Annotated in this window: 12 protein-coding genes; 8 read left to right on the forward strand and 4 right to left on the reverse strand. The window is 68.6% G+C overall.

Going from position 1 to position 13,174, the window contains the following annotated elements:
• The first annotated feature begins 187 nt into the window (after nt 1-187).
• Nucleotides 188-562 (forward strand): DUF742 domain-containing protein, encoded by a 375-nt coding sequence (locus QSJ59_RS20110; protein WP_285761278.1) that lies wholly within the window; start codon nt 188-190, stop codon nt 560-562.
• Nucleotides 543-1,142 carry a GTP-binding protein gene (locus QSJ59_RS20115; protein ID WP_285761279.1) on the forward strand — a complete coding sequence of 200 codons (600 nt, stop codon included), beginning with the start codon at nt 543-545 and terminating at the stop codon, nt 1,140-1,142. The genes QSJ59_RS20110 and QSJ59_RS20115 overlap by 20 nt, the downstream gene beginning before the upstream one ends.
• Before the next feature lie 361 nt (nt 1,143-1,503).
• On the opposite strand, the gene QSJ59_RS20120 is transcribed toward QSJ59_RS20115, so the two are convergent.
• The gene (locus QSJ59_RS20120; protein WP_285761280.1) at nt 1,504-3,390 is read right to left on the reverse strand and encodes a DUF7927 domain-containing protein; all 1,887 of its coding nucleotides are present in this window, start codon (nt 3,388-3,390) and stop codon (nt 1,504-1,506) included.
• A 445-nt stretch (nt 3,391-3,835) separates the two neighbouring features.
• On the opposite strand from QSJ59_RS20120, the gene QSJ59_RS20125 reads away from it, so the two are divergent.
• Genes QSJ59_RS20125 through QSJ59_RS20135 form a run of 3 tightly spaced genes read left to right on the forward strand, consistent with a single transcriptional unit; the run spans nt 3,836 to nt 5,729 of the window.
• Nucleotides 3,836-4,498, forward strand: coding sequence for a hypothetical protein (locus QSJ59_RS20125; RefSeq protein ID WP_285761281.1), 663 nt, complete (start codon nt 3,836-3,838; stop codon nt 4,496-4,498).
• Nucleotides 4,495-5,106 carry a hypothetical protein gene (locus tag QSJ59_RS20130; RefSeq protein ID WP_285761282.1) on the forward strand — a complete coding sequence of 204 codons (612 nt, stop codon included), beginning with the start codon at nt 4,495-4,497 and terminating at the stop codon, nt 5,104-5,106. The genes QSJ59_RS20125 and QSJ59_RS20130 overlap by 4 nt, the downstream gene beginning before the upstream one ends.
• Complete coding sequence (locus tag QSJ59_RS20135) at nt 5,106-5,729, forward strand: hypothetical protein (protein ID WP_285761283.1); 624 nt, start codon at nt 5,106-5,108, stop codon at nt 5,727-5,729. Before QSJ59_RS20130 ends, QSJ59_RS20135 begins: the two co-directional genes overlap by 1 nt.
• 11 nt (nt 5,730-5,740) lie before the next feature.
• Here QSJ59_RS20135 and QSJ59_RS20140 read toward each other — a convergent pair whose 3' ends face one another.
• The 3 genes from QSJ59_RS20140 to QSJ59_RS20150 are packed head-to-tail and all read right to left on the reverse strand — an operon-like array spanning nt 5,741 to nt 8,350.
• Nucleotides 5,741-6,796, reverse strand: coding sequence for an LLM class flavin-dependent oxidoreductase (locus QSJ59_RS20140; protein ID WP_285761284.1), 1,056 nt, complete (start codon nt 6,794-6,796; stop codon nt 5,741-5,743).
• Nucleotides 6,797-6,843: 47 nt separating this feature from the next.
• A complete protein-coding gene (locus QSJ59_RS20145; RefSeq protein ID WP_285761285.1) occupies nt 6,844-7,842 on the reverse strand; it encodes a glutathione S-transferase family protein in 999 nt (332 codons plus the stop codon).
• Nucleotides 7,814-8,350, reverse strand: coding sequence for a MarR family winged helix-turn-helix transcriptional regulator (locus QSJ59_RS20150; protein ID WP_285761286.1), 537 nt, complete (start codon nt 8,348-8,350; stop codon nt 7,814-7,816). Before QSJ59_RS20150 ends, QSJ59_RS20145 begins: the two co-directional genes overlap by 29 nt.
• Before the next feature lie 227 nt (nt 8,351-8,577).
• Between QSJ59_RS20150 and QSJ59_RS20155 the strand changes: the two genes are divergently transcribed.
• The 3 genes from QSJ59_RS20155 (at nt 8,578) to QSJ59_RS20165 (ending at nt 13,121) form a co-directional block, all read left to right on the forward strand.
• Nucleotides 8,578-9,144 (forward strand): DUF4383 domain-containing protein, encoded by a 567-nt coding sequence (locus QSJ59_RS20155; RefSeq protein WP_285761287.1) that lies wholly within the window; start codon nt 8,578-8,580, stop codon nt 9,142-9,144.
• Between the two features lie 3 nt (nt 9,145-9,147).
• Complete coding sequence (locus QSJ59_RS20160; RefSeq protein WP_285761288.1) at nt 9,148-10,674, forward strand: SDR family oxidoreductase; 1,527 nt, start codon at nt 9,148-9,150, stop codon at nt 10,672-10,674.
• A 299-nt stretch (nt 10,675-10,973) separates the two neighbouring features.
• Nucleotides 10,974-13,121, forward strand: a complete 2,148-nt coding sequence (locus tag QSJ59_RS20165) for an MMPL family transporter (protein ID WP_285761421.1) — start codon at nt 10,974-10,976, stop codon at nt 13,119-13,121.
• Nucleotides 13,122-13,174 lie beyond the last annotated feature (53 nt).

Below are 13,174 nucleotides of genomic sequence, written 5' to 3' on the forward strand. Positions count from 1 at the left end.
CCGCAGCAGGCGAAGGCGCCTGCCTCGCCCTCATCGCCGAAGAACAATCCGACGTCGGCCTCATCGCCTACGAAATGAACGTCCTCGTCGACCAAGTCGGCCGCTCACTCGACTCCGCCCCCCGCCAGCCGCCCGGGAAGAAGGATCTCCCGGTGTCGACGAACAGCACCCGGTAGCGGTGTCGCGCATGCCCGATGAGAGCTCTTCGAACGCGAAACCCAACGAAACCGGGTCCCCGGTCAGGCCCTACATCCTGACTTGGGGACGACAGAACTGTGACGTGGTCCGGCTGGACATGATCAGCGTGGTCATCGCGGCCCGCTCAGATGTCGACGAGACGGCGTTGGAACCCGAACAACTCGCCATACTGAGACTCTGCGGTCGTCCTCTGTCGGTGGCGGAAGTCTCGGCGCACGTGGACATTCCCGTGGCCGTGGTCAAGGTGTTGATCAGTGATCTGATCGGCCGGGGCCACGTCCTCGCCCGCGCCCCCTACACCAGCCAGAGCCCGGTCGGCCGGGACATACTTCAGGCGGTACTCGATGGCATTCGCAGACTCTGACGGACCGCCTGACGAGCCGTTGATCCCCCAGGCGGTCAAGATCCTGATCGCCGGGGGCTTCGGCGCGGGCAAGACGACGCTGGTCGGCTCGGTCAGCGAGATCACCCCGCTCAGCACCGAGGAGATCATGACCGAGGCCAGCCTCGGACTGGACGCGTTGGACGGGGTGGAGGCCAAACGGACCACGACGGTGGCCCTGGACTTCGGCCGGATCACCATCAACCCCGAACTCGTCCTCTACCTCTTCGGCACCCCCGGCCAGCAACGCTTCTGGTTCATGTGGGACGAACTCGCCACCGGCTCCCTGGGCGCCGTGGTCCTGGCCGACACCCGCCGCCTGGACACCTGCTTCTCGGCCGTGGACTTCTTCGAGCGCCGCGGCATCCCCTTCGTCGTCGCCGTCAACTGCTTCGACGACGACAAAGCCGACTCCTACGACCCGGAGGAGGTCGCCCGAGCCCTCGGCACCTCGCCTTCCGTGCCGATCATCATGTGCGACGCACGCCGGCGCCAGTCCAGCAAACAGGTGCTGATCATGCTCATCAGGCAGGTCGAGGCACTGTTGTCGATCGTTTCCTGACCGGCGACCGTCGGCACGGATCCGAAACGGCGTTCTCGGGCACGCCGTTTGACCAGCCTCGATAGAAAAAACCCAACCACAAATTGGCTTGGCATGATTTTCTGGTTGGATTTACTTGGTTACTTGTGGCTTATCGGGCTATCTTGGACACGAATTCGGCGATGGACCTGACCCCGGGCAGCGCACCGTCCTCCTCCCCTCCCGGCCGTGCGCGCTGGCCCGCCGCTCAGGTTCCCTGGCACTCGTCGAATGCGCCGAGTCGGGCCCATCGGGCAAAAGTGCAGGACCCGCTCCCTCCCGCGGGTTCTTCCCTGACTCGGCAGCGCGCCCGTCCGACAATCCCGCGGACGGGCGCGCTTCTTCATTCCCGGGCCGTCACGGCCCGCGAATCCGGCGGTGGACCGGAGCAGTCGCACGGCGCGGTCACCAGGGTGACGGCTTCGCATTCCCCGTCGCACTTGCCGTTCTTGGCGCTGACCCCACCGTCGAGCCGCCCGTCTCCGGTTGCCCGGTCGTTGACCGTAACGCTGTAGGTGACGGTCACCTTCTCCCCCGGAGCGATATCGCCGTCCCACGTGAGCGTGTCGCCACGAACCCTGACGTAGCCGCTGCTGGTCGCGGCATCGCCGTTGTAGACGGCATCGTCGAGAATTCCGGTCAGGTCGTCGGTGACCACCTGGTCGACCCCGGCGACCTGACCGGTGTTGGCGATGGTGATCGTGTAGGTGACCGTGCCGCCCGGCGCCACCTTCGCGGTGTCCGCGGTCTTGCCGACCGTCAGTTGCGGGGGCGGGGACGGCGGACCCACTGGAGTATCGGTAGAGCAGTCCATGTCGCGGCTGCCGCGCACGCAGTTGGACCGATCGGCGACCACCGTGTTGGACAGCACGCCGTCTCCGGTGGCACGGCTGCGGGCGGTCACACTGTAGGTGAGGGTGACGCTTTGACCGTGGGCGATGTCCCCGGTCCAGCTCAAGGTCCTCGCGGTACCCCCGACTGTTCCGCTGCTCGCCTTGGCGTCGCCGTTGTAGACGGCATCGTCGAGGACTTCGGCCAGGTCGTCGGTGATCTGTTGACCGGTGGCAGCGGCCCCGCTGTCATTGACCACGGTGATCGTGTAGCCGAGCGTCCGCCCCGCCTGGACGGTCTCGCTCGTGGCGGTCTTGGTGATCTGCAGCAACGGCTGCGGCGGGGTGACCGTGGTGGTCGCGGCGCATTCTTGCGTGTCCGCGCCGGAGGAGCAGTTGGATCCGACGCTGGTAACGCTCCCGTTGAGCAGCGCGTCCCCCGATACCGGGATGTTCACCGTCACCGAATAGGTCACGGTCGTGCTCTCACCGGGGCCCAGCGTTCCCGACCAGATCAGGTCGGTTCCCGTACGGACGATCGTTCCGGCCGCAGCCTTGGCGTCACCGGCGAACGTGGCGTCGTCCAGGACACCGGCCAGATCGTCGGTGACGGCGGCAACACGCTCACGAGGTCCGGTGTTGGTGATCTCCAGCGTGTAGCCGACCCGGCCGCGAACCTTCGCTTCCACGGTGTCCACGGTCTTGACGACCCGGATCGGGGATCCGAAGGCGAAGTCGACGTTGTCGACTGCTCCACTCCCGGTGAAATCCACCCTGGTGATGTGCTGGGCGGCGGCGAATGCCGGGCCCACGGCATCCCGATCGGTCGTCGTCGTTTCCGCCTTCGGGCACAGACCGGTCGCGGATCGGTACTCCCCTGCGCACAGCGCCGACGCCGTGGCGACTCCGGTGCCGCGTCCTCCTGCTGCCGCCCAACTCTGCTGGGCTCTGCGCCCCTGTTCGCTGGGGGCGGCCACGCGCACCCAGTACGTCCGTCCCGTCATGTCCCCGCTGAGGAGAAACCCGTAGTAGCCGTCGGCACCGGTGGTGGCGGTGGCGACCGGGGTCTCGCCGGCACCGGCGTAGAGTTCCACGCCGACCCCTTCCCAGCCGGGGTCCCCGGAGGTCTCTCCGTCGAAGGCGCGGTCCTCATAAACCGTTCCGGTGATACTGCTGATGGCGTGGCAGCCGGAACGAGTGGTGTCGACCCGGGCGGAGCCACCGATCGCGTGGTCGGCGTCATAACGGGCGGCGTCGCAGGCGCCGGCCGCTTCCTTGGGCGAGAGCACGGCGGTTTCCCGGGCGAGTGCGGAGCCGGCCTTACCGACCAGTGCGGGTGGCGCACCGAGCGCAAGCAGGACCGCGAGAGCGATATGCGGCCAGCGGACACGGTGCGGCATTCAATCCCCCTTCGGTTGCTGTCATGAAAGCGACCCGGCGAGCGAAACGGAAGCACGCCACTTGGCGGAACGGGGGAAAATAAAATTGGAGTACTTATGGGACTGTGCGGACTCAACCGGAGGTATGCCACTCATCGGTGGTTCCGGCCCGCGCCCGTACGAGCCTGCTCCGGACGCGCGGCCGGGGCCACCAACCGCCAGGTGAACGGGCCCCTCGTCCCGACGGAAGCGGCGTCGGGGGTGCCCGGATCGATACCGCGACCGGTCGCTCGGCCAGTCGGCGCCTGACGGAACCGCAGCCCCCGGCCCAATGGCCCCCTCCTGCTCCGCGGCACCGCGAAGGCGACCATTTGGTGTGTCCGGTTCCCCGCCTCATCTGAGTAGGAATGCGCATATCGCGTTCCCCCGAGCGGTGCCAGACTCTCGGCAGAACGTGGAGGTGATCGTGAGCCAGGCATGGAGCGCCCGCATGGCGGGGCTGGTCGCGGGTGCGGTCACAGTGCTGCTGTTCACCGGGGAGTCGGTCGTGCTGAAGCTGCGGGCAGCCGGGGACGATGCGGTCGTCGCCGGGGTCCCCGCCGACTGCGGGCTCGTACCCGACACCGTTGTGACCGCACTGGTGGAGCACGCCGAGGCCGAACTGGTGGCCCACACCGTGTTCGAGCGCTACCAGGGGCTGGAGTGCCGCTGGCGCAGCACCTCCCTCAGTGGCCAGGAAAGCACCAATCCCACCCTGTGGCTGCACGTCGAGGTGTTTCACCGCGGGAACGCGCTGGACTCCGAGGAGACCGCGCAGCGGTCCTTCCACCGGGAAGGCGGCACCGGCGGTGGAATCCTCTCCCCGATGCAGCTGGCCCTGTTCCCGACCGATTCCGCAGCGCGCTCGGAACCGCGCCCCGACCTCGGCGACGTCGGCGTTTCCTATCAGGGGCTGCACTGGGACGGTACCGAATGGGACCAGGTTCTTTCGACGACGGCCGCGCGCCAGGACAATGTCGTCGTCCGCGCGGCTCTGCGGCACTGGATTCCCAGCGGGGAAGAAGCCGACCCCGAACTGATGGGCCGGACCGCCGACGTGGTGGCCGAGGCGTTGGATCGGCTGCGATGAGGACGCTCTGTCGGCACGGGGTCTGGTGGGCGCTGTGTCTGTTGTTGGTGACGGCCGTGGCCGCCTCTGCGGCGCTGCTGGGTTCGCCTCCGTGGCAGCGTGTGCTGTCCGGCCAGTACCAGCAGCCTTGGCGTGACTGTGGTGACCTGCTGGAACTCAGGGGCGCCGGCCTGGCGGGGATCGATATCGACACCGCATCCGGTTCGACGGACGCCACGGAATCCGATGTGGCGCCCGACCGTGCCGTCTGCGTATGGGGCGGATCAGGTGTCGGTGGAAGCGCGACGGTGGTGACCGTGGAGGCACAGCGCTACGGTGCGTCCCTGCGCGGAACCGGTCCGGCCGGTGCCCGACGCGCGTGGGCGGGACGCACCGCCGAGACGGCGGGGGCCGAGGTCGTCGACGCGATGTCCGCGGCCCCCTCCTCCCTGGTGTCCGGCCGGTCCGGGACGGCTCCGGCGACTGTCCTGCGCGTTTCCTCCAACGTGCTGGTCGAGGTGACCGTCCGGAAAGGTCCCGAGGGCGCGCCGTCCGACATCGCGGCCCTGGGCATCGGGCAGCACGTGGTGGAGCGGCTCCGCGCCCGGGAACGAGAGAAGGGTGCCTGATGGCGAACGCCCATGAGCCGGATCGGTGGAGAGCGCACGTCCACGGCTTCGCCGTGTTCTTCCTCGTCGGTCTGCTGTCGGCGGGAAGTGCCTCCCTTCTGCTCCTTGTCGACGACGAGGAACCGACCGCCGTGGAGATTCCCGCGGCCGGCCCCTACTCGGCCTCGACCGCCTGTGACCTGCTCGATCCCGCACTGTCCGAGGAGTTCCTGGCCGAGGGCGAGCCCATGGGGGAATCCGCGCGGGAATGCCGTTGGGTCGTCCCCGCCGCCGAGAACGACGTACAGGAACCGGACGCGTGGATCGTCCTGGGTTTCACCGCGACATCGGAGGCGGAGGCCGAGGAGGAGTTCGCCGACACCGTGCGCTCAGGGCAGTCCGACAATCCGCCGGACCGGGTCCCCGAACACCGGACCGGCGCCGAAACCGGCCTGGGCCCCGACGTGGACGAGGCATTGGTGCAGGCCGGCACGGTCGAACCGGACGCGGTCGTGCTCGAACTGCGCGCGGCCAACGTGACCGTCAGGGTCAACGTCGTCGACAAGGGCTCCACTGACCGGGGCCGGCTGGAGGAGCTGTCGTTCGCGCTGGCCGAGGCGGCGGTGGCCCGGCTGGAGCGGTGAGACGGCGGCGCTCAGGACGCCTCGCGGGCAGCGATCTCCTTGCGGACGACCGGGGCGACCTCGGTACCCAGCAGTTCGATGCCTTTGAGCATCTCCTTCTGCGGCATTGCGCCGAACCCGAACTGGATCAGTTGGCGTTGGTGCCCCAGCAGTTCGTGCTGGTAAAGCAGCTTGTCGACAATCTCCTGCGGACTTCCCACGAGCAGAGCGCCACCGAGGGTGCTCTGGGCGTCGTAGCTTGCGCGCGACGTGTGGAAACCGTGTCCCCTGCGGTGAAAGTTCTCCTGCATCCCCTGGTCGAAATAGGGGTGGGAGAGGTCGCGCGCCCCCTGGCTGGTGGCGCCGACGAAGCCGGGCGAGTTCACGCTGACCGGAAGTGCGGACGGATCGTGTCCCGCCTCGCCCGCCGCCTGTCGGTACAGCTGGACGAAAGGCGCGAACCGTGCCAGTTCTCCGCCGATGACGGCGAGTGCGAGCGGTAGCCCGCGTACCGCCGCGCGCACCACCGAGGCGGGGGTACCGCCGACGGCGACCCAGACGGGCAGACGCTGCTGCACGGGGCGCGGCGCGACATCGGCGCCGCGCAGCGATGGGCGCGTACGCCCGGACCAGGTGACGGGGTTGTGTTCGCGCAGCTCCAGCAGCAGGTCCAGTTTCTCCGCGAACAACTCCGAGTACTGCTCCAGGTCGTAACCGAACAGGGGGAAGGACTCGGTGTAGGAACCCCGGCCGGCGATGATCTCCGCGCGGCCCCCTGAGATCAGGTCCAGTGTCGCGTACTGCTGGAACACGCGTACGGGGTCCTCGGAGCTGAGCACTGTCACGGCGCTGCTCAATCGGATGTCGCGGGTGCGCTCGGCCATAGCCGCCAGGACCACAGCGGGGGCCGAGACCGCGAAGTCGGAGCGGTGGTGCTCTCCCAGCGCGAACACGTCCAACCCGACCTCGTCGGCGAGGGCCGCCTGCTCGATCAGGTCCCGGATACGGGTCCGGGCGGTGGCGACCTCCCCTGTCGCAGGGTCGGAGGTGATCTCACCGAAGGTGTAGATACCGAGCTGGAACGCCATGTCTCTCCTACGTGAACCGCTGGTCGGATGGGGGAACGACTCCCGGTTCAGAACTGGGCCGGGGCGGTTTCGGACTCCGGCGGCGGGCCGGGCGGGGTTCCGTGTCCGAAGGGCGTCCCTTTCAGGGCCTCACGGCCGTGGGGAGCGGCCCACCCCGAGAGGTCGGGGCCGGCCGGGACGATGCGCGAGGGGTTGATCTGCTCGTGGACCACGTAGTAATGCCGTTTGATGTGGTCGAAATCGATCGTGTCGCCGATCCCGGGCGTCTGGAAGAGGTCGCGGGCGTAGGCCCACAGGACCGGCATCTCGGTGAGCTTGTTGCGGTTGCACTTGAAGTGCCCGTGGTAGACCGCGTCGAAGCGGACCAGCGTGACGAACAGGCTGATGTCGGCGACGGTGATGCTGTCGCCGACGAGGTAGCGCTGGTTCTCCAGGCGTTCCGACAGTGCGTCGAGGCGGTCGAAGAGCGCGGCGTGGGCACGCTCGTAGGTGTCCTGTTTACGGGTGAAACCGCAAACGTAGACGCCGTTGTTGACGTCGCGGAAGATGTCGTCGGCGAGGGCGTCGATCTCGGTGCGCGACTCGCTCGGGTAGAGGTCGGGGGCGCCGTCGCGGTGCAGGGACGTCCATTCGGTGGCGAGGTCCACGGGGATACGGGGGTAGTCGTTGGTGACGAGCTTGCCGCTGGGGACGTCGACGACGGCCGGGACGCTCACCCCGCCGGTGTACCCGGGCTCCCGGGCGAGGTAGGCCTCGGAGAGGTAGCGGATGCCGAGCACGGGATCGCGCCCGTCCGGGTCGAGGGTGAAGCGCCAGCCCTTGTCGTCCTGAATCGGGTCGACGACCGCGAGGGAGATCGCGTCTTCCAGACCGAGGAGGCGGCGGGCGATGAGCGCCCGGTTGGCCCAGGGGCACGCGCGACTCGCGACGAGGCGGTACCGTCCCGACTCTGCCGGCCATCCTTCGCCACCGTCGGCGGTGATGCGGTCGGTGAAGTGGTTGGGGGATCGCTTGAACTCAGGCGTCGACTGATCGTTCGCGCTCATCGGGTTGCCTTTCGTCGTCGAGGGCTCCGGGGCGAGTGGGTGCGCAGCGTCCCGATGCCGGGCGGGCGTCGGGAAGGGCGATGCGGGTCGTGAACCGGTCCACGACCGCGAGTTCCTCGTCGGGAAGGAAGTCGGTGAAGTGGCGCCGCACACCGGCCAGATGGATAGGTGCCGCGCGCGTCAGCAGGGCCTTGCCCTCCGGGGTGAGCCGCGCCAGCACCGAACGCCGGTCGCTGGGCGAGGGCTCGCGGACCACGAGGCCGGCCGCCTCCATCCGGTCCACCAGTCGGGTGACCCCGCCCGTGGTGTAGAGGACAGCCGCGGAGAGGGCACTCATCCGGAGTTCGCGGTCAGGGGCCTCGCCGAGCTTGAGCAGGACGTCGTACTGGGCCAACGAGATCCCGACGGTCTCTTTGAGTTCGCGCTCCAGTTCGGCCATCACCCGGCTGTGCGCGGACAGGAAGTGCCGCCATACGCGCAGCCGTTCGGTGTCGGGACGCTCGCGCACCGTTTCCCCCCTCCAATGTCTGCACCTACAGTATCTTCCTTGTCAACCAATAGGAGGGTCGCGCCGGGGCCGCGCCGGCTGCACCGATCGCAGAAAAGGCAGGCGGGACCGGGGAGGCATCACCGTGGAATCCACCGGGCAACAGCACTGGACAGTCGATCTTTGAGAGTTCTGACCAGGGGTAATAGGAGGGGGCAGGCCAAAAAACCGCGGCCCGGAGGAGCGCCATGAAACTGAACGAGAACCGGCCGGTGGACCACCGGCTCAGCAACGTCTACCGGTTCGGCTCGGGACTGACCGGAGCGGTGCTGATCATCTTCGGAATCCTGGGGCTGTTCAACCAACTGGCCTTCTTCGACACCACGGGACAGGTCATCGCCGGCCTGTCGACCAACGGTGCGCTCAGCGTCATCTCGGTGTCCATCGGATCGCTGCTGGTGGGTGGCGCGGCCATCGGGGGAACGTTCGCCTCCACACTCAACACCGTCATCGGAATCGGCTTCATCATCAGCGGGATGGTCAACCTGGCGGTCATGGACACCTCGTTCAACCTGCTGGCCTTCCGGATCCCGAACGTCATCTTCAGCTTCGTGGTCGGGCTGATGGTGATGACGTTCGGGATGTACGGCCGCTTCACCGGCGGCCTCCCCGACGACAATCCGTTCTGGCGTGCCCGTCATGCGCAAAAGGAGAAGGCCGAGAAGGAGAAGGGGCCCGAGGAGAAGCGCGGACCGGGAACGTCTCCGCGCGTGGTCCCACCGCGCCCCGCCCCCCAGAGCCGGACGAGGCGATAACCCGTGCGAGTGCTGGTGACCGGGGCGACCGGCTACATCGGTGGACGCCTGGTCCCGGAACTGTTGGAGGCCGGCCACGAGGTCCGCTGCCTGGCACGCTCACCGGAGCGGCTGCGGGACCACCCCTGGCGTGCGGACGTCGAGGTCGTCCAGGGCGACGTGCTGGAACGCACGAGCCTGGACGCCGCTCTCGACGGCGTAGACGTCGCCTACTACCTGGTGCACGCGATGGGCGGCGGCCCGAGCTTCGCCCAACTGGACCGGGAGAGCGCCCAGACCTTCGCCGACGCCGCTTGCTCCGCGGGGGTCGAACGCATCGTGTACCTGGGGGGCCTGACCCCACAGGGCGAGCAGCTCTCGCCGCACCTGCGCTCACGCGCCCAGGTGGGAGAGATCTTCCTGGCCGCCTCCGTGCCCGCAGTGGTCCTCAAGGCGGCGATCATCCTGGGCTCGGGGTCGGCGTCGTTCGAGATGCTGCGCTACCTGACCGAGCGGCTACCGGTGATGACCACACCGCGCTGGGTGTCCAACCGGATCCAGCCGATCGCGGTGCGCGACGTGCTGCGGCTGCTGGTGAAGTCCGCGAGCCTGCCCGAGGACGTGAACCGCGCCTTCGACATCGGTGGCCACGACGTCTTCACCTACACGGAGATGATTCAGCGGTTCGCTCGGGTGGCATCGATCCCCAAGCGAATGATCATCCCGCTCCCCGTGCTGTCTCCGGGACTGTCCAGTCTGTGGGTGGGCACCATCACCCCGGTCCCCGGTTCAATCGCGCGACCATTGGTGGAATCGCTGCGCCACGAGGTCGTGTGCCGCGAGGACGACCTCGCGGACCTGCTCGACGACCACGAGCGGCTGAGCTTCGACGAGGCGGTACGGCTGGCGCTGGCCCGGATCCGCGAGGCCCGGGTGGCGACCCGGTGGTCGTCGGCAGCCTGGCCCACCGCACCGTCGGATCCGCTTCCCACCGACCCCGACTGGGCCGGCGGATCACTGTACGAGGACAAACGGGAACGCGTCGTGGCCGCTTCACGCGACACGCTGTGGCGGGTGATCGAAGGGATCGGCGGTGACAACGGCTGGTACTCGTGGCCGCTGGCCTGGGCGGCACGCGGGTGGCTGGACCGGCTCAGCGGCGGAGTGGGTCTGCGCAGGGGCCGCCGCGACCCCACCCGGCTGCGCAACGGGGAATCCTTGGACTTCTGGCGGGTCGAGGCGATCGAACGGGGCTCACTGCTTCGGCTGCGCGCGGAGATGCGGCTACCCGGCCTCGCGTGGTTCGAACTGCGCGCGGCCGAGCGGGACGGTGCCACCGTCTACTCGCAGCGAGCGCTGTTCCACCCGCGCGGGCTGGGCGGGCACCTCTACTGGTGGGGCGTGACACCGTTCCACGGGATCATCTTCGGATCGATGGCACGCAACATCGCCGCCAAGGCCGAGCACGAGGAGAACGTCCGAAAGGAGTCCGCGCGGACAGGGGACGGGAAGCCCGGACAGCAGCGAGGGACGCCCGCCATCCAAAAGTGACCGGCATCACTCGATGAATATCCGTTTTCTGGCAATCCGCGGTGAAGTGCAGCTCCGAACTACGTTCGGTTTATCCCTCCTTCGATCAGGAGCCCCACGGTCATGATGTCCCTCCCCTCCATCCCCGTGCCGCACCCGCACTCCGGAGAGACCCGGTGAGCGAAACATCGACGCGTCGGCCCGCCGACACCCCCGTGCCCGGGCAGCGCCCCCGCACGGGTCGCCGACGCACCTGGTACGGGATCGCGATTGTGCTGGCCCTCGTCTGGATCTTCGGCGCAGGCCCGCTGGGCGCGTTCATGGGCAAGTTGTCGGAGGTCCAGAGCAACGACAACGCGACGTTCCTGCCCATCGGAGCCGAGTCCACCGAGGTCCAGAAGATCGAAGAGGACTTCGCGCAGAGCGAGCGCATCCCCGCGATCATCGTCTACTCGGCCGGCTCCGCCCTGTCCCCCGGGCAACTGGCGGAGATCTCCGATGACGTCTCGGCCATCAAGGACGCGCCCTACTCCGGTGGGGAGGCGATCGGCCCTCTGCCCGGCACCGAGAACGACTCGATCGCCCAGGTGATCGTTCCCCTCGCCGCAGGAAGCGACGTCAAGGAGTCCACGGAGGCCCTGCGCGAGCTGCTGGCCGACCGGACGATCGACGGAGTGGACGTCTACGTCACCGGGCCCGCCGGTTTCGTGGCCGACCTGACGGCGGCGTTCGCCGGAATCGACGGCACGCTGCTCGCCGTGGCACTCGGCGCGGTCCTGGTCATCCTGTTCGTGGTCTACCGGTCACCGCTGCTACCGATCGTCGTGATCATGGCGTCGTTGCTGGCCCTGGTGCTCGCGGCGGCCGTCGTGTACGCGGCGGCCTCGGCCGACCTGCTCCAGCTCAACGGCCAGAGCCAGGGAATCCTGTTCATCCTCGTGGTGGGCGCCTGCACCGACTACGCGCTGCTGCTGGTGGCGCGCTACCGCGAGGCCCTCTACGAGCACTCCTCGCCGGTGGACGCGATCCGCACGGCGCTGCGCGGCACCGTGGAGCCCATCCTGGCCTCCGGCGGAACCGTCATCCTGGGTGTGCTCTGCCTGCTCGCCAGCGACCTCGCCTCCAACCGCAGCCTGGGCCCCGTAGCGGCCCTGGGCATCGGTGCGGCGCTCATCTCGGCGCTGACATTCCTGCCCGCGGTCCTCCTGCTGCTGGGGCGGGCCGCATTCTGGCCGTCCCGCCCCAAATTCGAGGGGGTGGAGGGCACCGACGAACCGGAAAGCACCGAGACGATGCTGCGCCGGCACCGGCTGTGGGGGTCCGTCGCCTCGGCCGTCGGACGTCGCCCCCGCTCCTACTGGCTGGCGACAATGGCCGTTCTGGTGATCGCCGCGGCGTTCGTCCCGCAGTTCCGCGCATCGGGAACCTCCGAGACCGACATCTTCCGCACCGAGGTGGACTCGGTGCTGGGCCAGGAGGTGCTGGAGCGCGGTTTCGGCAACGAGGCGACCGCCCAACCGGCGGTCATCGTGGCCTCCGCTGACCGGGTCGACGACGTGGTGTCGACCGCCGAAGAGGTGCCCGGCATCGTCCGCGTCACACCGGTGACCGACGGGGGTGGCGACGGCCCGCCCCCAGGCGTGGTCGAAGGCGACGGCCCGCCCCCGGGCGTGGTCGAAGGCGAGGGCCCGCCCCCGGGCGTGTCCGGGGGAGAAGGCCCTCAAGGCCCGCCTGTCGGAGCTCCGGTCGAGCCGATGGTCGTGGACGATCGGGTGCTGCTCCAGGCGACACTGGGCGAGTCCGCCGAATCCACTGCGGCGATCGAGATCGTGCGCGACCTGCGCACTGCTGTGGGCGGCGTCGACGGCGCCGACGCCATGGTGGGCGGCCCGACCGCGGTGAACCTCGACACCCTGGACACTTCCTCGCGCGACCTGCGTGTGGTGGTCCCCCTGGTACTGGTGGTCGTGCTTCTGGTGCTGTGCCTGTTGCTCCGCTCGATCGTGGCACCGGTACTGCTGACCCTCACCACGGTGGTGTCCTTCGGATCGGCGCTGGGGGTGGGCGCGCTCGTCTTCAACCACGTGCTGGGGCTGCCCGGCGCCGACCCGGTGGTACCGCTGTTCGCGTTCGTCTTCCTTGTGGCACTGGGGATCGACTACAACATCTTCTTGATGACCCGGGTCCGCGAGGAGTCGATCCGTTTCGGCCACCGGGAGGGCGTGCTGCGGGGGCTGACCGTGACCGGTGGGGTGATCACCTCAGCGGGCGTGGTGCTGGCCGCGACCTTCGCCGCACTGGCGGTGATCCCCGTTCTGTTCCTGCTCCAGTTGGCGTTCCTGGTGGCGTTCGGAGTGCTGTTGGACGCATTGATCGTGCGTTCCCTGCTCGTCCCGGCCCTGAGTCTGGACGTGGGACGTGCCATGTGGTGGCCCAGCAAGCTGGGGCGGTCGCCGACGAAGTCCTGACCACGGTGCACGCGTCCCGGCGGGGGTTTCGGCCCCGCCGGGACGCGTCATCA

The sequence above is a fragment of the Nocardiopsis ansamitocini genome (genome assembly GCF_030268225.1).
Lineage (GTDB): Bacteria > Actinomycetota > Actinomycetes > Streptosporangiales > Streptosporangiaceae > Nocardiopsis_D > Nocardiopsis_D ansamitocini.